18 protein-coding genes are annotated in these 19,112 nt (G+C 68.8%); 17 read left to right on the forward strand and 1 reads right to left on the reverse strand.

Features of this window, described 5'->3' with window-relative positions:
* Window positions 1–33: 33 nt before the first annotated feature.
* The 17 genes from HLA95_RS04990 (at window position 34) to HLA95_RS05070 (ending at window position 18,537) form a co-directional block, all read left to right on the forward strand.
* Entirely contained in the window at window positions 34–1,140 is a 1,107-nt protein-coding gene (locus HLA95_RS04990) for a sulfotransferase family protein (protein ID WP_222182652.1), read from the forward strand.
* A gap of 78 nt (window positions 1,141–1,218) precedes the next feature.
* Window positions 1,219–2,565 carry an ABC transporter substrate-binding protein gene (locus tag HLA95_RS04995; RefSeq protein ID WP_222182654.1) on the forward strand — a complete coding sequence of 449 codons (1,347 nt, stop codon included), beginning with the start codon at window positions 1,219–1,221 and terminating at the stop codon, window positions 2,563–2,565.
* 69 nt (window positions 2,566–2,634) lie between these two features.
* Window positions 2,635–3,582, forward strand: a complete 948-nt coding sequence (locus HLA95_RS05000) for a carbohydrate ABC transporter permease (RefSeq protein WP_222182657.1) — start codon at window positions 2,635–2,637, stop codon at window positions 3,580–3,582.
* A 12-nt stretch (window positions 3,583–3,594) separates the two neighbouring features.
* Window positions 3,595–4,455: a carbohydrate ABC transporter permease gene (locus HLA95_RS05005; RefSeq protein ID WP_191059527.1), complete on the forward strand. Its 861-nt coding sequence runs from the start codon at window positions 3,595–3,597 to the stop codon at window positions 4,453–4,455.
* A 4-nt stretch (window positions 4,456–4,459) separates the two neighbouring features.
* The gene (locus HLA95_RS05010; protein ID WP_191059526.1) at window positions 4,460–4,669 is read left to right on the forward strand and encodes a hypothetical protein; all 210 of its coding nucleotides are present in this window, start codon (window positions 4,460–4,462) and stop codon (window positions 4,667–4,669) included.
* On the forward strand, window positions 4,666–5,766 hold the full coding sequence (locus HLA95_RS05015; RefSeq protein WP_191059525.1) for an ABC transporter ATP-binding protein: 1,101 nt from the start codon (window positions 4,666–4,668) through the stop codon (window positions 5,764–5,766). The genes HLA95_RS05010 and HLA95_RS05015 overlap by 4 nt, the downstream gene beginning before the upstream one ends.
* Window positions 5,767–5,782: 16 nt before the next feature.
* Entirely contained in the window at window positions 5,783–6,874 is a 1,092-nt protein-coding gene (locus tag HLA95_RS05020; RefSeq protein WP_191059524.1) for an ABC transporter ATP-binding protein, read from the forward strand.
* Complete coding sequence (locus tag HLA95_RS05025) at window positions 6,871–8,541, forward strand: GMC family oxidoreductase (protein WP_222182659.1); 1,671 nt, start codon at window positions 6,871–6,873, stop codon at window positions 8,539–8,541. The genes HLA95_RS05020 and HLA95_RS05025 overlap by 4 nt, the downstream gene beginning before the upstream one ends.
* 10 nt (window positions 8,542–8,551) lie before the next feature.
* Window positions 8,552–9,262: a GntR family transcriptional regulator gene (locus HLA95_RS05030; protein ID WP_191059523.1), complete on the forward strand. Its 711-nt coding sequence runs from the start codon at window positions 8,552–8,554 to the stop codon at window positions 9,260–9,262.
* 30 nt (window positions 9,263–9,292) lie between these two features.
* Window positions 9,293–10,030: an SDR family NAD(P)-dependent oxidoreductase gene (locus tag HLA95_RS05035; RefSeq protein ID WP_222182661.1), complete on the forward strand. Its 738-nt coding sequence runs from the start codon at window positions 9,293–9,295 to the stop codon at window positions 10,028–10,030.
* 11 nt (window positions 10,031–10,041) lie between these two features.
* A complete protein-coding gene (locus tag HLA95_RS05040; RefSeq protein WP_191060648.1) occupies window positions 10,042–11,025 on the forward strand; it encodes a zinc-binding dehydrogenase in 984 nt (327 codons plus the stop codon).
* A gap of 21 nt (window positions 11,026–11,046) precedes the next feature.
* Window positions 11,047–11,703: a 5-formyltetrahydrofolate cyclo-ligase gene (locus HLA95_RS05045; RefSeq protein WP_191060647.1), complete on the forward strand. Its 657-nt coding sequence runs from the start codon at window positions 11,047–11,049 to the stop codon at window positions 11,701–11,703.
* A 92-nt stretch (window positions 11,704–11,795) separates the two neighbouring features.
* Window positions 11,796–13,025 carry a calcium-binding protein gene (locus HLA95_RS28810; RefSeq protein WP_191060646.1) on the forward strand — a complete coding sequence of 410 codons (1,230 nt, stop codon included), beginning with the start codon at window positions 11,796–11,798 and terminating at the stop codon, window positions 13,023–13,025.
* Window positions 13,026–13,095: 70 nt separating this feature from the next.
* Complete coding sequence (locus HLA95_RS05055) at window positions 13,096–13,350, forward strand: type II toxin-antitoxin system Phd/YefM family antitoxin (RefSeq protein WP_191060645.1); 255 nt, start codon at window positions 13,096–13,098, stop codon at window positions 13,348–13,350.
* Window positions 13,347–13,619 carry a Txe/YoeB family addiction module toxin gene (locus tag HLA95_RS05060; RefSeq protein ID WP_191060644.1) on the forward strand — a complete coding sequence of 91 codons (273 nt, stop codon included), beginning with the start codon at window positions 13,347–13,349 and terminating at the stop codon, window positions 13,617–13,619. The genes HLA95_RS05055 and HLA95_RS05060 overlap by 4 nt, the downstream gene beginning before the upstream one ends.
* A 420-nt stretch (window positions 13,620–14,039) precedes the next feature.
* Window positions 14,040–15,914 (forward strand): calcium-binding protein, encoded by a 1,875-nt coding sequence (locus tag HLA95_RS05065; RefSeq protein ID WP_222182663.1) that lies wholly within the window; start codon window positions 14,040–14,042, stop codon window positions 15,912–15,914.
* A gap of 325 nt (window positions 15,915–16,239) precedes the next feature.
* Entirely contained in the window at window positions 16,240–18,537 is a 2,298-nt protein-coding gene (locus tag HLA95_RS05070; RefSeq protein ID WP_191059294.1) for a molybdopterin-dependent oxidoreductase, read from the forward strand.
* Here HLA95_RS05070 and HLA95_RS05075 read toward each other — a convergent pair.
* Window positions 18,521–19,105: a lipocalin family protein gene (locus HLA95_RS05075; protein ID WP_191059293.1), complete on the reverse strand. Its 585-nt coding sequence runs from the start codon at window positions 19,103–19,105 to the stop codon at window positions 18,521–18,523. The two genes, HLA95_RS05070 and HLA95_RS05075, sit on opposite strands and share 17 nt — an antisense overlap.
* Between the last annotated feature and the right edge of the window lie 7 nt (window positions 19,106–19,112).

Raw genomic sequence — 19,112 nt, forward strand, 5'->3', positions numbered from 1 at the left:
TGTCCGGAAACGCAACCTGCGAGGTGGGCAAAGATGCAAGACGTCATCCCAGTCTTCGACGACTGCGCCCCGATCTTTATCCTCGGGTCGACCAGGTCCGGCACCACGCTGACCCGCTCGATCCTGAGCGCCCACCCCGACATCGCCATTGCCGACGGCTTCCACTACTGGGTCGAGGTGGCCAACTTCCATAAGGTGGTCCCCGACCTGCGCGAGCCGGGTGCGCTCGACCGGTTCTTCGCCCTGCTCCAGACGGCCCGGCACCATGTGCACATCGCCGATCTGGAGCCCGAGCTCGCCGAGGTGCGCGCGCGGCTGGCCGAGGATCCCGCCCCCAGTGCCGCCAAATATTTCCGGCTAGCGATGGAGACTTATGCGAAGCATCGCGGCGCCACCCGGTTCGGCGAGAAGACCTCGGCCAATATCCGCTATTTGCGCGAGATCCAGGAAATGTTCCCGCGCGCGAAGATCCTGCATCTCGTCCGCGATCCGCGCGCGGTGGTGGCCTCGCACCTGAACGTGCCCTGGGCGTCCCGTGACGTGATCTCGCTGGCACTGAAGTGGAAGCTCGCAGTGCGTACCTTCCTGGACTTCCAGAAGGCCGGGCCGCGCTATCCTGGCAACCTCATGGAGGTGCGCTACGAGGAGCTGGTGCGCGAGCCGGAGACGATGATCCGGCGGATCTGCGCGTTCGTGGACGTGGCTTATGACCCGCGCATGCTGGCGCACCAGGAGCATTCCGGCATCAAGGTGAGCGCCTTGCCCTGGAAGATCGGGGTGACGCGCGCGATCAACGAGGGTGCGGTGGCGCGCTGGCAGAAGGAGCTGCCAGGCCCGCGCCTGGCGCTGATCCAGTGGCTGCTCGCACCCGAGATGCGCCATTACGGCTACCAGCCGCTGCCGATGTCGGCCGCCGACCGGCGCCAGGTGCCGGCCCAGGCCGCCCGGGAGCTGCGGCTGTGGCTGGAGTACAAGCGCCGCCAGCGCGCCGAGCGGCAGGCGACCGGCCCGCAATATTACGACGATGCCGGGATCTACCGGCTGGTCCTGCGCCGGCTGCTGGCCACCCTGCGCCCGGGCTTGGCGAGCCGGCCGGAGGCCACATTGCCGCACCGGGAGGCCCGCCCGCCACACGCATGAGGCCGGTTGACCCCGACATCTGACATGTTAGACCTCAGGCCGAGACCGGCTACAGGTCGATGATCGGGGAAGTTGCCAATGATCCGCAGTGCCCTTCTGGGCGGCGTCGCTGCCGCATGTCTCGTCACGCCCGCCCTCGCCTGCGAGGACGCCGACCGGGTCCCGCTGACCTGGTCCACGATCGCCGGCTTCTACACCGACGCCATGGCCGATCTGGTGGCCGGCTTCGAGGCCACGCACTGCGCCAAGGTCAACATCGTCAACATCGACAACTCGCAGCTCTACAACAAGCAGGTCATCGAGATGGTCGGCGCCACCGGCGCCTATGACATCGTCACGCTCGAGACCTCGGAGAAGGCCGACTTCGCCGAGAACGGCTTCATCCTGCCGATGACCGACTATCTCGCGGACAAGCAGGAGCTGTTGAACGACGTGGCGCCGGTGCTGGCGACCATGACCACCCGCTACAACGGCGACATCTGGGGCCTGCCCTACTACACCTACACCGCGGGCTTCATCTATCGCGCCGACCTGTTCGAGGACGCGGGCGAGAAGGAAGCCTTCAAGGCCAAGTACGGCTACGACCTGGCCGTGCCGACCGACTGGCAGCAGCACCGCGACATCGCCGAGTTCTTCACCCGCAAGGCGGGCGAGACGCTGAAGGGCGAGCCCCTCGCCAAGGACTTCTACGGCGTGGGCCTGATGGCCGGCCCCTTCCCCGAGATCCAGGACGAGCTGTCCGGGCCGATCTGGGGTGCGGGCGCGGACTGGCTGGACGACGAGGGCAATGTCCAGACCGCGGCCGTCGAGAAGGCGCTCACCGACTATATCGAGCTGCTGAAGTTCGCCCCGCCCGCCGCCCTCACCGTCACCTATGACGGGGTGATGAACCAGATGAAGGACGGCCAGATCGCCATGACCCACGGGTTCTTCCTGGACCAGTGGCCGAACGCGGCGACCACCGAGCAGTCCGTGCCGGGTGCGAGGATGGGTGTCGCCGAGGCGCCGGGGAAGAAGGCCTATATCGGCGGCTTCCTCCTGGCCGTGGCCGAGAGCTCGGCCCATCCCGAGGAAGCGATGGACTTCGTGGCCTATATCGGCGGGCCCGAGGCGCAGAAGAAGTTCGCCGCGGCCGGCGGCACCACCACGCTGACCAGCGTGCTGAACGATCCCGAGCTGACCGCACCGGAGAACCGGGCGAAGACCGGCCATTTCGGCACGCTGCGCCAGATCTTCCAGTCGATGGACGGGTTCCAGTCCAACCTGTTCAACACCCCCTATGGGGCCAAGATCTACAACACCATGCAGATCCCGCTCCAGTCGGCCGCGGCCGGCCAGACCACCGCCGCCGAGGCGGCGACCCGGCTGACCGACGAGGTCGCCAAGATCTGCGGCGGCCCCTGCCCGATCGCCAAGGGCGAGTGAGCCCCTGCCCGCCGGGCATATCCGGCGGGCGCCTTCCCTACCTCTTTTTTCCACCGGAGGACGACGCCCATGGCGGCGACCTATGCCACGGCAGGAGCCGGCCGACCCGCCCATGCCGCCCGCGGCGGCGGCATGTCCGACCGCGCCTTCGCCTGGGCGCTGATCGCCCCCGCCATGGCGATCATCCTGGTGTTCGCCCTGGTCCCGCTGGGCTACGCGGTGATGGTGTCGTTCCGCATGGCCGACCTGACCCGCGGCGGCCTGCGCGAGTTCGTTGGCCTCGACAACTACCGCACCGTGCTGTTCGACCAGTCCTTCTGGGAATCGATCGCGGTCACGCTGAAGTTCACGGTGGCGGCGGTCGGCCTGGAGATGATCCTGGGCATCGCCATCGCCTTCCTCCTGCACGGCGCCACCCACGGCAAGACGATCGTCCGCTCGATCCTGATCCTGCCGCTGGCCACCGCCCCCGCCGTCACCGGCCTGTTCTGGCGCAACCTCTACGACCCCCAGTTCGGCGTCATCAACTGGCTCCTGGGCTCGCTCGGCCTGCCCGAGCCCAACTGGCTGGGCGACATCGACATCGCCCTTTGGTCGGTCGTCCTGTTCGACGTCTGGCAGTGGACCCCGTTCGTGGCGCTGATCGCCCTTGCCGGCCTGTCCAGCCTGCCCAGGGAGCCGTTCGAGGCCGCCGAGCTGGACGGTGCCTCCACCTGGCGGGTCCTGCGCGTCCTGACCTTCCCGATGCTCGCACCCGTCCTGTTCCTGGTGCTGATCCTGCGCACCATCGACAGCCTGCGCCTCTACGACGCCGTGGCGGTGCTGACCCGCGGCGGCCCCGGCACGGTCACCGAGACCATGACCTTCTACCTGTTCCGCACCGGGCTGAAGCTGTTCCGCATGGACTACGCGTCGACCATGGCGATCTTCTTCCTCTACGCGCTGCTGGTCGCCAGCGTCTTCGCGCTCCGCCCGCTGCTCAAACAGTTCACCGAACGCGCCCAGGCGCAGAACTGAGAGGACCGGCCGATGCTCCAGCGCCCCGTCCATCCCGCCTTCTCGACCCTGCGCTACGCGCTGATCCTGCTGGTCGTCCTGTTCGCGGCCTTCCCGATCTTCTGGATGATCCTGACCTCGTTCAAGCCGCCGGGCGACATCATGGTCTCCCCGCCGCGCCTGTTCTTCTCACCGACCCTCGACAACTATGTCCACGCGATCGTGGACAAGGACTTTTTGCGCTACGTCACCAACACGCTGATCGTGTCGGTGATCTCCACCGTGTTCGTGGTCGTGCTGGGCTCGCTCGCCGCCTATTCGTTCGCCCGCTACAATACCGGCGACGGCCACATCCTGTTCTTCATCCTGTCCACCAAGATGTTCCCGGCCATCGCGGTGGTGCTGCCCTACTTTTTGATCTTCCGCGACATCGGCCGCACCGGCATTGGCCAGTTCCTCCAGATCGGCCTGGACAAGCCGGGTGCGCTCATCATCAGCTACACCATGTTCAACCTGCCCTTCGCCATCTGGCTGCTGGTCTCCTTCTTCCAGGACATCCCCCGGGAGCTCGAGGACTCCGCCCGGCTGGACGGCCTGTCCCGCCTCAAGGTGCTGCGCAAGGTCGTGCTGCCGCTGGCCGCCCCCGGCATCGCGGTCACCGCGATCTTCACCCTGATCTTCTGCTGGAACGAGTTCCTGTTCGCCTACATCCTGACCCGCAAGACCTGGAGCACGGTCACCGTCGGCGTGGAGAGCTTCTTCACCCTCCAGGGCATCCTCTGGGGCCCCGTCGCCGCCGCTGCCACGCTCGCCGTCCTGCCCATGCTCCTGTTCGTCCTGGCCATGCAGCGCTGGATGGTCCGCGGGCTCACCTTCGGCGCGGTGAGGGGCTGAGACCATGACCTTCAGCCAAGCCTGGGACGCCGGCTTCATGGCCGTCCTGATCTTCCTCGGCACCGTATTCGCCTGGCTGGGCCTGGTCGAGCCGGTGATCGGCCGGGGCCTCCTCTCGACCGTGCTGATGACGCTGGTGGCCCTGGGCCTGGGCGGCGCCTTCGTCGCCCACCGCAAGCGCCGGGCCAGAAAGCTCCTGGAGAGCGTGCGATGATCGAGCTGAGGAACGTCACCCGGCGCTTCGGCCTCACGACCCTGGCGATCAAGGGCCTGGACCTGACCGTGCAGGACCGCGAGTTCCTGGTCCTCTACGGGCCGGCTGGCGCCGGCAAGAGCACCACGCTCAAGATGATCGCCGGCATCGTCCGCCCGACCTCCGGCGACATCCTGCGGGACGGCCAATCGCTCCTGGGCGTGCCGCCCGAGCGCCGCGACATGGCGATGTGCTTCGAGAACTACGCCCTCTACTCGCACCTCTCCGTGTTCGAGAACCTGGCCTTCCCGCTGCGCGCCAAGGGTGTGGCCGACAGCGAGATCCAGGCCAAGGTCACCAGGATCGCCGAGACGTTGGGCATCCCCCATCTCCTGGAGCGCCGCCCGGGCTTTCTGTCCGGCGGGCAGCGCCAGCGCGTGGCGCTCGGCCGTGCCATCATCCGCCCGGCCAGCACCTATCTCCTGGACGAGCCGATCGGCCACCTGGATGCCAAGCTGCGCCACCGGATGCGCGCCGAGCTGAAGGCCATGGCCCGCGACCTCGCCTCCACCATCGTGCTGACCACCACCTCCTCGCGCGAGGCGCTGGCATTGGGCGACCGGATCGCGGTGCTCGACCAGGGCGTGCTCCAGCAGCTCGGCACCCCCGAGGAAATCTACCACCGCCCGGTCAACGAGTTCGTGGCCTCCTTCGTCGGTGAGCCACCGATGAGCTTCCTCGACGCGACGGTGGAGCAGGAAGGCGGCCAGCCGGCTTTGCGCCTGCGCTCCGGCCACCGCCTGCCGGTCGGCCCCGGCTGGGCCGCTCCGCTGCGTGGTTCCGCCTGCCGCTTAGGGGTGCGCGCTGCCGAACTGTCGATCGCGGATCAGGCCGACGATCGCCATGCCGTGCCCGTCACGGTCGATCAGGTCGAGCTTTTGGGCCATGTCCGGGTCGTGCGCCTGGGCCTGGGCCAGGAACTGATCGCGGTGGTGGTCCCGCCCGAGCGCCATCTGGTGCCCGGCCAGCCGCTCTGGCTGGCGATCGACCCTGCCCGCCTGCACGTCTTCCAGGATGGCCGGGCGGTCAGCCACCCCGCCATGCCCACCGTCCATTGAGCGAGGCCTGAACTCCATGGCATCGATCCAGGCCGAAAGGCTGGTGAAGCGCTACAACCCGGGTGCCCCGCCGGCGGTGAGCGGCATCGACTTCGAGATCGCGGACGGCGAGTTCGTCGCGATCCTGGGCCCGTCGGGCTGCGGCAAGAGCTCGACCATGCGGATGATCGCGGGCCTGGAGACGATCACCGAGGGCACCATCCGCTTCGACGGCAGGCCGGTGAACGAGGTGCGCGCGCGCGAGCGCAACGTCGCCATGTCGTTCGAATCCTACGCGCTCTACCCTACCATCAGCGTGTACGAGAACATCGCCTTCCCGCTGCGCTGCCGGGGCGAGGCGAATGCGGCGATCGACCGCCAGGTCCGGCAGATCGCCGAGACCATGGAGCTGGCCCCGCTGCTCCAGCGCCGCACCAAGGAGCTGTCGTCCGGCCAGGCGCAGCGGGTGGGCCTGGCCCGCGCGCTCATCCGCCGCCCGACCGTGTTCCTCCTGGACGAGCCGATCTCGCACCTGGACACCCGCCAGCGCTACCGGATGCGCCAGTTCATCAAGTCGATCCATCGCGACTTCAAAACGACGATGATCTACGTGACCCATGACCAGGAAGAGGCCATGGCGCTGGCGGACCGGATCATCGTCATGAGCCATGGCGACATCCAGCAGATCGGCACGCCCGAGGAGATCTACGAGCGGCCGGTCAACGCCTTCGTCGCCGGCTTCGTGGGCGAGCCGCCGATCAACTTCATCGACGGCGAGGTCGTCGTGACGGACGGCGAATTCCACTTCACGACCGCCGGCCAGTCCTTCCTCCTGCCACCCAAGGTCAAGGCGACGCCCGGGCGGATGCGCCTGGCCGTGCGCCCCGCCTGGCTGAGCCTGGGCAGCGAAAGGGACCACCACCTGCGCGCCACCCATTTCGTCACCGAGCGCCTGCAGGACCACAACATCCTGGTGGTCGATGTCGGCCGGACCCGGGTCACCCTGCTGACCGACCCGGCGGTCCTGCCGCGGGACGGCGAGAAGCTGTATCTCAGGCTCGATCCGGACCGTATCCTCCTCTACCCACCGGACGGCAGCCAGGCGGCTGCGGACGACGACGACTCGTGAGCTTGGAAAGGCGCGATCAGGTGGCCGGCGAATACGACTATATCGTGGTGGGCGGCGGCAGCTCGGGCTGCGTGACGGCAGGGCGCCTCGTGAAGGACCATGGCGCCAGGGTGCTGGTACTGGAAGCCGGGCCCAGCGACCGCAACCCCCTGGTCAGCATGCCCGCCGGCTTCATCAAGCTGCTGGGCGTCGACAAGTTCATGTGGTTCTACGAGACCGAGAAGCAGGAGCGCCTGGGCGGCCGCGCCCCGATCATCCCGCAGGGCCGGATCGTGGGCGGCGGCAGCTCGGTCAACGCCATGATCTATATCCGCGGCAACCCAGCGGACTACGATCCCTGGGAGGAGGCGTCGGGCGGTGCCGGCTGGGCGTACCGCAACATCGTGGCGCACATGCGCCGGATGGAAGGCAACCAGCGCCTGCACAACGCGCTGCACGGCGTGTCCGGCTCGCTCAAGGTCTCCGACCCGGTCCATACCTGCGAGGCCAGCCGTGCCTTCGTCCGCGCCGCCCAGGGCGCCGGCATCCCCTTCAGCCACGACTTCAACGGCCAGCGGCAGACCGGCATCGGCTTCTACCAGACCACCACCTATCAGGGCCGCCGCTGCTCGGCCGCCAATGCCTTCCTCGATGGGGTCCGCACCAACCCGAAGCTGACGCTCGAGACCGGCGTGCTGGTCAGCCGGATCGTGCTGGAGGGCAAGCGCGCGGTCGGTGTCGAATATGTCCGCAACGGCCAGACCGTGCAGGCGCGGGCAAAGCAGGAGGTGATCCTGTGCGCCGGTGCGATCGCCACGCCCAAGCTCCTGATGCTCTCCGGCATCGGCCCGGAAGCGGAGCTGAAGCGCCACGGCATCGCGCTCCAGCACCGGCTGGACGGGGTCGGCGCCAATTTCCAGGACCATCACGAGGTCCCGGTCATCGCCATGACCAACGGCGCCTATGGCTACCACAAGCAGGACGTGGGCTTCGCCAAGTACAAGAACGGCCTGCAATATCTCCTATTCAAGTCCGGCCCGGTCGCGTCCCACGGCGTGGAGGCCGGCGGCTTCTACAACCCGGAGGACACCGACGCCGACCCGACCATCCAGCTCTTCTGCGTGCCGGCGGTGTTCCTGGACAAGGACATCACCGACATCCAGCCGGACCACGGCATCACGGTCAATTCCTGCCTGCTCCGGCCCAAGAGCCGCGGCCGGATCAGCCTGCGCTCGGCCGATCCCGGCGCCCGCCCGGTGATCGAGCCCAACTATTTCGACCATCCCGACGACCTGCGCATCACGCTCGCCTCGGTGAAGTTCGTGCGCGAGATCTTCGAGACCGAGCCCTTGAAGGACATGGTGAAGAAGGTCGTCTTCCCCTCGGACGAGCTGAAGACCGACGAGGAACTGATCGGCCACTGCAAGCGCTTCGTGAAGACCGTCTATCACCCGGCCGGCACGGCGAAGATGGGCACCGAGAAGGACCCGATGGCGGTGGTCGACCCGGAGCTGCGCGTGATCGGCCTGGAAGGCCTGCGCATCTTCGACGCCTCGATGATGCCCAACATCATGAGCGGCAACACCAACACGATCGTGCTCGCCGTGGCCGACAAGGGCGTTGCCATGATGATGAAGGAGGAGCTGCCAGCCCCCATCGACCTGCCCAACCGCCCGCTCGCCGCCTGAGCCAGAAAGGATGAGCGCCCGCCGAGCCGAAGTCGAACCGATCGACCGTCCCGAGCAGTTGACCGACCTGGTGCTCGGCCGGCTGCGCCGCGACATCGTCGAGGGCGGCTTCGAGCTGGGCGAGCGCCTGTCCGAGCAGCAGCTCGCCACCCGCTACCGGGTCACCAAGGCGCCGGTGCGCTCGGCCTGCATCCGCCTGCAGAGCGAGGGCCTGGTCACGGTGGTGGCCCAGCGCGGCATCTTCGTGTTCGACCCGAGCCCCGCCGAGGTCCGCGCCTTGTGCGAGCTGCGCGTGGCCCTGGAGCTGGAGGCGGCCTCGCTCGCCCTGGTGCGCGCCAAGCTGGCGCTGGCCGATGCGCTGGGCGACGTGATCGAGCGGATGCGCCCCTATGCGGTCGACCCCACCACCACCGCCGATCTCGGCTACCAGCGCCTGGATTCCGAATACCACCTGGCGATCCTGGAGGCGGCCCAGAGCCCGATGCTGCTCGAAGCCTACCGTTCGGTCGTGAACTGGCGCTTCTCGGCCCTGCGCACCCGCCTGGCCCGCCAGCGCGAGCATGCCGAGAACTCGTTCCGCGAGCATCTATTGATCCGCGACGCCGTGCTGCGCGGCGACCTGCCCGAGCTGCAAGCTAGGTTGCGCCAGCATGTCGACAACACCGACCGCTACTACGCCCATCTCCTGGAGGCGCGCGCTAAGGATGCGGCGCCGGCCTGACCGCTCTCAACCTTGCGAGACCATGACTCGATGACCGACAGCTTCCGTCCGGACCTCTTCCAGGGCCGCCACGTCCTCGTCACCGGCGGCACGTCGGGCATCGGCAAGGCCGTGGCCAAGGCGTTCCTGGCGCATGGGGCGAGCGTCACCGCCACCGGTGCGGTCGCCGCCGAGGTCGAGGCCGCGGCTGCCGACCTGCCCGGCGCCGAGCGCCGCCTGCTCGACGTGCGCGACGGCGCGGCCGTGGCCGAGCTGATCGGCCACCTGCCCCGCCTGGACGTGCTGGTCACCTGCGCCGGCGTGATCCGCCGCCATGCCGAACTGGAGCCCGACGTCTTCGCCGACGTGGTCGACATCAACCTGACCGGCACGATGCGCGCCTGCGCCGCCGCCCGCCCGCTGCTCGCCGCGACAAAGGGGGCGATCGTCACCACCGCCTCGATGCTCAGCTTCTTCGGCGGCGGCCTGGTGCCAGGCTACGCCGCGTCCAAGGGCGGCGTCGCTCAGCTCACCAAGTCGCTCTCCATCGCCTATGCAGGAGACGGCATCCGCGTGAACGCCATCGCCCCTGGCTGGATCGAGACGCCGCTCACCGGCGGCATCCAGGAGGATCCGGCCCGCTACGCCGCGATCCGCGACCGCACTGCCCTGAAGCGCTGGGGCCGCCCGGACGACCTCGCCGGTGCCGTCCTGTTCCTGGCCTCCCCTGCCGCCGCCTATGTCACCGGCATCGTGCTGCCGGTGGATGGCGGCTATCTCGTCGTCTGAGGAGCAAGCCCGTGCGCGCCGTCACCGTCGTCCAGCCATCCGCCGATCCGCGCGACCTGGTGGTCCAGGACCTGCCCGTGCCCGAGCCCGGCCCCCGCCAGGTCCGCGTCCGGGTCCACGCCGTCTCGATCAACCCGGTCGACTGGAAGCTCACCGAGAGCGCCCATCCGCGCTGGCAGCTCCCCCACGTGCTGGGCCTGGACGCCGCCGGCGTGATCGATGCGGTGGGCACGGACGTGACCGGCTGGCAGCCCGGCCAGCGCGTCGCCTGGCATGGCGACCTGTCCCGCCCGGGCGTGTTCGCCGAGTTCGCGCTGGCCGACGACCATGTGCTGGCCACCGTGCCGGACGACCTCAGCTATGAGGCGGCCGCCGCCCTGCCCTGCGCCGGCATGACCGCGTATCAGGGCCTGTTCCGCAAGGCCCGCCTCCAAGCCGGCCAGACCGTGCTGGTCCAGGGTGCGTCCGGCGGCGTCGGCGGCTTCGCCGTCCAGCTCGCCAGGCGCGCCGGCGCCAAGGTGATCGCCCTCTCCTCCCCGGCCAAGGCCGAGCGCGTCCGCCATCTGGGCGCCGACGAGGTGCTGGACTACCGCGCCCCCGACCTGAAGGAGCGGGTCCGCTCCCTCACCGGCGGCTATGGCGCTGACGTGATGCTGGAGGTCGCTAGGCCCGCGGATGCGCGCAGCTCGCTGGAGCTGATCCACTATAACGGCCACCTGGTCTGCATCGACCCCCTGCCCAACCTCGCGAACGTGCCGGCCTACACCTATGCCGCCTCGATCCACGAGGTCGCCCTGGGCGGCGCCTATGGCGCCGGCCACGTACCCACCCAGCGGGACTTCGCGGTGATGCTGGCCGACCTGCTGGGGCGGGTATCCTCGGGCGGGCTGGACCCGATGATCGAGCACCGGGTCGGCCTGGACGAGATTCCCGGCTATCTTCACCGCCTCCGCCAGGGCGAGCTTGCCGGCAAGACCGTCGCCACCCTGGCCTGACCCGCCAGCAGGAGGCAGGAAATGGGCGACGATCCCAACGACGAACCGCGCGAGTTCTCCTCGCCGCCCTGCTTCATGCACGAGCTGGATCCCGCCTGGCTCGGCCTTCCACCAGCCGACCTCCTGCCCTGGCGCAAGGCGGAGCGCGAGCGCCTGATCGCGGCACGCCTGGCGGTCCCGGCCGCCGAGCGCGCCGTCCTCACCGACGCCATCACCGCGCATCTGGACGAGGTGGCAGGCGACCTCCAGGGCAAGGTGGTCAGCGCCTGGTGGCCGTTCCGCGGCGAGCCGGACCTGCGTCCCTGGCTGGCCAGGGCCATCGAGCGGGGCGCTATCGTGGCCCTGCCGGTGGTCGTGCAGAAGAACACGCCACTACAGTTCCGTACCTGGCGACCGGGCGACCGGATGGAGCGCGGCATCTGGAACATACCCGTCCCGGCCGATGGCGAGATCGTGACGCCCGACCTGGTGCTGGCGCCCGTGGTCGGCTTCGACCCCGACTGCTATCGTCTGGGCCATGGCGGCGGCTATTTCGACCGCACGCTGGCGACCCTCCAGAACTACCAGGCCATCGGCATCGGCTACGCGCTGCAGGCCATCCCCACCATCCGCCCGCAGCCCCACGACATCCCGATGCACCTGGTCGTCACCGAGGCCGGCGTCACCCGCCGCCCTTGACCTGTCTTCCGCAGAAGATCAGCATGCCATGATCGGTCGGCATCAAGTCGATCCGGTAATGACGGCAGATCTTTCCGGCGGAGGCTGGGCGGATGGCGAAGTTGACCGGCACCAGCGGCAATGACCGGCTGGTCGGAACGGCGGGCCGCGACACGATCGACGCCCTGGGTGGCAACGACACCATCTTCGGCGGGGCCGGCAACGACTTGCTCTATGGCCGTGCCGGCAAGGACCGGATCTTCGGCCAGAGCGGCACCGACCTGGTCAGCGGCGGTTCCGGCGACGACCGGATCGAGGGCGGCAATGACCGCGACCGGCTCTGGGGCGACCCCGGCAACGACACGATCCTGGGCGGCACCGGCAATGACGAGCTTTTCGGCGGCTCCGGCAACGACCTCCTGCGCGGCGAGGCCGGCAACGACCAGGTCTTCGGCGATACCGGCACCGACCTGATCAGCGGCGGCGACGGCCACGACACCGCCACCGGCGGCAACGACCGCGACCGGATCTGGGGCGACCTCGGCAACGACACCCTGTCCGGCGAGGCCGGCAACGACGATCTCTATGGCGGCCTGGGCGACGACCGGCTGGACGGCGGCAGCGGCAACGACCTGATCCTGCCCGGCGGCGGGGTCGAGCGGGTGGTGGGCGGCTCCGGCGACGACCGCATCGAGATGCCGGACGAGCTCTACCCGGACATCCACGGCCGGATGATCCTGGGCGCAGGCTCGGGCAACGACGTGGGCGTCGGCGGCATCGACGGCGACCGGATGGACGGCGAGGCCGGCGACGACCGCCTGATCGGCGGCTTCGGCAAGGACCAGCTCCAGGGCGGCTCCGGCCACGACCAGCTCTGGGGCGACGACGATGACGACCGCCTCCAGGGCGGTGCCGGCGACGACACGCTCCATGGCGGGGCCGGCGCCGACACGCTGACCGGCGATGCCGGGGTGGACCTGTTCGCCTTCGACCTGACCGACATCGACGGCCTGTACGACCTCCCCGGGATGCACGACCTGGTCCTGGAGGACGTCGTGACCGACTTCACCAGCGGCGAGGACCGGCTCCAGTTCAGCGTCTCGGTCTATTACGGCATCGAAGGCAGCGAGTTCGCCGCGAAGCTCACCTTCGCCCAGCTCGATTCCGACAAGAGCGGCACCATTACTGCCGCGGACAAGGCCGTCTCCGTCACCGACTTCACCCTGAACGGCGTCACCCGCCAGTCCATGGTGATCGACGCCGGCGAGTTCGGCTGGCCTGCCCAAGGCACCGTCACCCTGTTCGGCGTCACCAGCCTCGGGAAGGCGGACCTGCTCGAATAGCCGTTCCGCCCGCTTCACGCTTGCACATCGCCCCACCGGATGTACATGTACGTGTACATCGGAGTGAGCCATGGCCTACGTGACCTTCACCGACCTGCGCAACAACCTCGCCAGCTACCTGGACAAGGTCGAGGACGACCGGCGTGAGCTGATCGTGACGCGCAAGAACCACGACCCGGTGGTGATCCTCTCCCTGTCCGAGTGGGAGAGCATGAAGGAAACGCTGCACCTGCTGAGCACGCCCGAGAATGCCCGGCGCCTCCGAGCGGCCGTCGACGAGCTGAACGCCGGCAAGGGCAGCGAGCACGACCTGGTCGAGCCTTGAAGCTGGTCTGGGCCGCCCATGCCTGGGAAGACTATCTCTACTGGCAGTCGACCGACCGGAAGATCCTCAAGCGCCTGAACCGGCTGATCGAGGACACGATGCGCAACCCGTTCGGCGGCATCGGCGACCCTGAGCCGCTCAAGAACGAATGGCAGGGCTTCTGGTCCAAGCGCATCGACGGCGAGCACCGGCTGGTCTACCGGATGACCGGAAAGGGCCCGACCCAGGCCCTGGAGATCGCCCAGTGCCGGTTCCACTACGGCAGGTAGTACGTGGCATCCGGAAAATGTTCCGGCAGGCAGATGGGCTCCTTGTCGCCGGAAGCGCGCCTCTGGGATGACTATGAACGACCAACCCCCCGAGCGCTCCCAAGACCCGACATGACCTGCCGGCCTGTCGTTCCTCTTCGTCATGGCCGGCCTTGAGCCGGCCATCCAGGACTGGCCGGGAACCGCACAGTTGACGGGCCAAGTCTGAGGTCCTGCGGCACTCGCTGCGTCAGGGTCCGGCCGACGAACTCGACCGTCCGACGGCCGCCATGCCGCGGGCGACGGCCATGATCCCCGGCTCGTGATCTGCCCGACGACGCCGGATTCTTGGATTCCCCTACTTTCCGGAAACATGTTGCGTATCTAGCTTGCCCCGCCGCGGAGCCCTCAGCACCGAATAAAGAACGACAGGGGCATTTTATGGCAATGATTTCCGGCACCACCGGCAAGGACCGCATCGCCGGCACTGCCGGCAACGATATCATCAGGTCCGGGCGCGACGACGATCTCGTCCTGGGCATGGGCGGCAACGACCAGCTTCATGGCGAGCACGGCCACGACTTCCTCTATGGCCAGGACGGCGCCGACCGCATCGAGGGCGGGATCGGCGCCGACACGCTGTTCGGCGGCCTGGGCGACGATACGCTGTTCGGCAACGAATCGCCGGACCAGCTCATCGGTGGCGCCGGCGACGATCATCTGCTGGGCGGCCAGGGCAACGACGTCCTGCGCGGCAATACTGGCAACGACATCCTGCGCGGCCACGAGGGCGACGACATCCTCCATGGCGATGACGGCAGCGATCTCCTGTTCGGCAGCACCGGCGCCGACCGGCTCATCGGCGGAGCGGGTAGCGATACCTACCAGCTCGGCCAAGGCCAGGGCATCGAGACCATCGTGGATCGCGGCGGCGAGCTCGACACGATCCAGTTCGAGGCAGGGATCACCTTCGGCGCGCTGACCTTCCGCACCCTGGGCAGCGACCTGGTCATCACCCACGCGTCGAAGCTCGCGGTGCAGCTCGTCAACCAGGCGTCCTGGCACGGCATCGAGCAGCTCCGCTTCGCCGGCGACCCGAACAGCTATAGCTGGAACGGCAGCGCGTTCGTGGCAGCCGGCAGCCAGCCGCCCGTGTCGCCGCCCCCGCCGCCACCACCCCCGCCCCCGTCGCCTCCTCCTCCGTCGCCTCCGCTGCCTCCGGCGCCGCCACCTCCTCCTACGCCGCCGTCACAGCCGCCATTGGCCAAGCCGGGTCCGGGCGCCGACACCATCACCGGCACGAACGGCGCCGACATCATCGATGGGCTGGGCGGCAACGACACGCTCAGTGGCGGTGCCGGCAACGACCATCTGAATGGCGGCCTGGGCAATGACCGGCTCTTTGGCCAGGGCGGTGACGATGTGCTGCGCGGCGAGGCCGGCGACGACACGCTGGACGGCGGGCTCGGCAACGATCTTCTCTATGGCGGCGTAGGGGTCGACACCTTCATCGGTGGCCCCGGAAGCGACACGGTCTCGTTCGTGGAAGAGACCAGCGGGCTCTATATCGAGCTCTACGAGTACAGCGCCTCCGCCAGCCGCCTGGGCTCGAACGGCGAGCCTACCGGCCCCGCGGAGGAACTGATCGACGTTGAGCGCGTGCGCGGGTCGAACTTCGACGACATCATCCACGCCCCGCCCCATCCGGAGCAGGTGCATGCCGCCGGGCCGCTTGCCATCTTCGGCCTCGGCGGCGACGACCGCATCGGCGGCGACTTCGGTGCCGATGAGCTGGAAGGCAATGACGGCAACGACTGGATCTATGGCGACTACGGCGCAGATCGCATCAAGGGTGGCAATGGCGACGACAACCTCCATGGCGGCCATAGTGGTCGCGGCGCTGCGGATGCGGACCGCCTGACGGGCGGTGCCGGGCGCGATACCTTCGAGTACGAGGTCCTTCTCGATATTGAACATACGAATGGCGGCCGCGCGATCATCACGGACTTCAAGGCGGCAGAAGATCGGCTGGTCCTGAACATGATCGTCACCAACGACCATGAGTCGGACGCTGGGGAAGTCATCCCAGGCTTTGCTCTCGACGATCACGAGCTTCGTGCTGTCCTCGATTCAAACGGGAACGGGTGGATCGATCCCGGCGACCGGAATGTCAGCCTGTCCACCGTGGAAGGCCGGAGCAGCCTGACCCTGGACTTCTCGCCGATCGTGGTCGAGCGGATCGACCCACGGCACTGGCATGCCGATCCCGGCGTGAACACCCTTACCCTGATCGGGGTCACGGAACTGCCTGCGTAGCTTCGGGAGCACTGCCGCAGCGTGCCGGGGAGAGAGCCTGTCCCATGGAGGCTGCTCATCCCCGGCCGCACGGCATGGCTGCCCTGCTACCCGTTCAATGCTATACTGCGTGATCGACCTGTGCCCGCTGCCTGATGGATCTCATGCGTACACGCGAATCTGCACAAACGAACCCGAGGGGCGGAATGACCTTTTAAATTCAAAGGCTTGCTTGCGTCAGGATATTGCGCTTCCCGCCCGGGCTCCCCCACGAACCGCGTGACGACCGGGCCGATCCCCGCGATGATGGCACCCGTTTCCCGTCAGCCAGCCCGGAGCCCCTGCCTTGCGTCGTAGCGGCCGCTTCACCCATTGCGCCCATTGGGGTGCCTTCTATGCCGTGGTCGAGGACGGCCGGCTGGTCGACGCCCTGCCGTTCGAGGGCGACCCCACGCCCTCGCCGATCCTGTCCAACCTGCCCGAAGCGGTGCAGGGCCCGGCCCGGGTGCGCCAGCCCATGGTGCGCGAGGACTGGCTGAAGCGGCGCGGCGCCTCGCGGGAGACCCGCGGCACCGGGCGGTTCGTGCCGGTCGGCTGGGACCAGGCGCTGGACCTAGTGGCCGAGGAGCTGGCCAGGGTACGCGCCGAGCACGGCCCCGCCTCGGTCTATTCCGGCTCCTATGGCTGGTCGTCGGCCGGACGGTTCCACCACGCCAAGAGCCAGCTCCAGCGCTTCATGAACCTGACCGGCGGCTCCACGGTCAGCATCCAGAACTACAGCTACGCTGCGGCCATCACCATCCTGCCCCATGTGGTCGGCAGCCTGGCCCCGGTGGGCGGGCCCTTGTCGAGCTGGGACGACCTCGCCACCAACACCAGGCTGTTCGTCTGCTTCGGCGGCCTGCCGCTCAAGAACGCCCAGGTCGAGCCCGGTGGGATCGGCCACCACACCACCGAGAGTTGGGTGCGCCGGATGCGCCAGGCCGGCGTCGAGTTCGTCAATATCGGCCCGCACCGCGCCGACCTGCCGGACTGGACGGAGGCCGACTGGCTGCCGCTCCGGCCCAACACCGACACCGCCCTGATCCTGGCGCTGTGCCAGACGCTCGTCGCCGAAGGCCGCCATGACCGGGCCTTCCTCGACCGCTACTGCGCCGGCGTCGACCGCTTCCTGCCCTATCTCTCCGGCCAGAGCGACGGCATCGCCAAGACCCCGGAATGGGCAGAAGCGATCACCGGCCTGTCGGCCGCCACGATCCGGGACCTCGCCCGCCGCATGGCCGGCACCCGGACCATGATCAACCTCGCCTGGGGCCTCCAGCGCGCCGACCATGGCGAGCAGCCCTACTGGGCGGCCGTGGCGCTGGCGGCGATGCTGGGCCAGATCGGCCTGCCCGGCGGCGGCTTCGCCTTCGGCTACAGCGCCATGGGCGGCAATGGCCAAAAGCGCCCCTCGAGCGGCCCGCCGACCCATTCCCAAGGACTCAACCCGATCGACAGCTGGATCCCGCTGGCGCGGATCTCCGACCTGCTGCTGAACCCGGGCGGCACCTACCAGTATGACGGCGAGACCCGCACCTACCCCGACACCCGCCTGGTCTACTGGTGCGGCGGCAATCCGTTCCACCACCACCAGGACCTGAACCGGCTGGTCCGCGCCTTCCGCTGCCCCGAGACCGTGGTGGTCAACGAGAGTTACTGGACCGCCACCGCGCGCCATGCCGACATCGTGCTGCCGGCCACCACCACGCTGGAGCGCAACGACATCGGCGGCTCGCGCCAGGACGACTTCCTGATCGCGATGCAGCAGGCGATCGAGCCGGTGGGCGAGGCGCGCTCCGATTTCCAGATCTTCACCGGTCTCGCCGAGCGCGCCGGGGTCGCCCAGGCCTTCACCGAAGGCCGAGACGAGATGGACTGGCTGCGCCTGCTCTACGAGCGCGGCCGGGCCCGCGACCGCAGCAACAGCCTGCCCGACTTCGACATGTTCTGGCAGGCCGGCCATGTGCGCCTGCCGGTACCGGACCACCCCCACGTCCTGTTCGCCGACTTCCGCGCCGACCCGGAAGGCCGGCCGCTCAAGACCCCCTCCGGGCGGATCGAGCTGTTCTCCGAGAAGATCGCCGGCTTCGGCTATCCGGACTGCCCGGGCCACCCGGCTTGGCTGGCGCCGGTCGAATGGCTGGGCAGCCCCAGGGCCGAGCGCTTCCCGCTCCACCTGCTCTCGCCCCAGCCGGCCGGCCGGCTCCATTCCCAGCTCGATGGCGCCGGTGCCAGTCGCAGGAGCAAGATCCAGGGCCGCGAGCCCGTCCGCATGGCCCCGGCCGACGCCCAGGCCCGCGGCCTGACGGACGGCGACATCGTGCGGATCTGGAACGAGCGTGGCCAGGTCCTGGCCGGGGTGATCGTGACACCCGACCTGATCCCGGGCGTGGTCCAGCTCGCGACCGGCGCCTGGTACGACCCGCAGACCCCGTTCGGCCTGGACCTGCGCGGCAACGCCAACGTCTTGAGCCTGGACAAGGGTGCGTCCAGCCTGAGCCAGGCGCCGAGCGCGCAGAGCTGCCTGGTCGAGATCGAGCGCTGGACTGCCCCCCTGCCGGAGCTCGGCCCCGACCAGCCGCCGGTCAGCCGGGCGGCGTGAGCTCGGCTGGCGTGATCTCGGCCGGGGGCTGGGCCACCAGCCGGATCCGGTCCGGGTCGTAGCCCAGCTCCTCCGCCCGGGCCAGAAGCTCGTCCATGAGGGTCTGGTCCGGCACCGGCGCTCGGCTCAGGATCCAGAAATACTCTCGCTCCGGCTCGCCGACGATCGCCCAGCTATAGTCGGTCGCCCGGTCCAGCACCCAGTAGTCGCCGGCGAACGGCCAGAAGAAGCTCACCTCGAGCTTCGCACCCCGGGAGCCGGGCACCACCTCGGCCGTCCCCTCGGCGGTCTCGACCTCGCCGTCTACCGCACCCTTGCGGCAGGTGTTGACCACCTGGACCTTGCCGTCCGGCCGGAGGCTGTAGTCGGCCGTGACACCCTCGCAGTCGGTCTCGAACTCATTCTCGTAACGCGCCACCTCGTACCAGCGCCCCATGTAGCGCTCGATCTCCACCTCGCGCGCCGGCTCCGGCACCGCGATCTGCGCCGCCTCCTCACGCTGCAGCGGCGCACATCCCAGCAGCGCCAGCCCCACGAGCAGCGAAGCCGCGTGCCGTCCCTTGATCATCCTGCTT

Source organism: Geminicoccus harenae, from assembly GCF_019800005.1.
Lineage (GTDB): Bacteria > Pseudomonadota > Alphaproteobacteria > Geminicoccales > Geminicoccaceae > Geminicoccus > Geminicoccus harenae.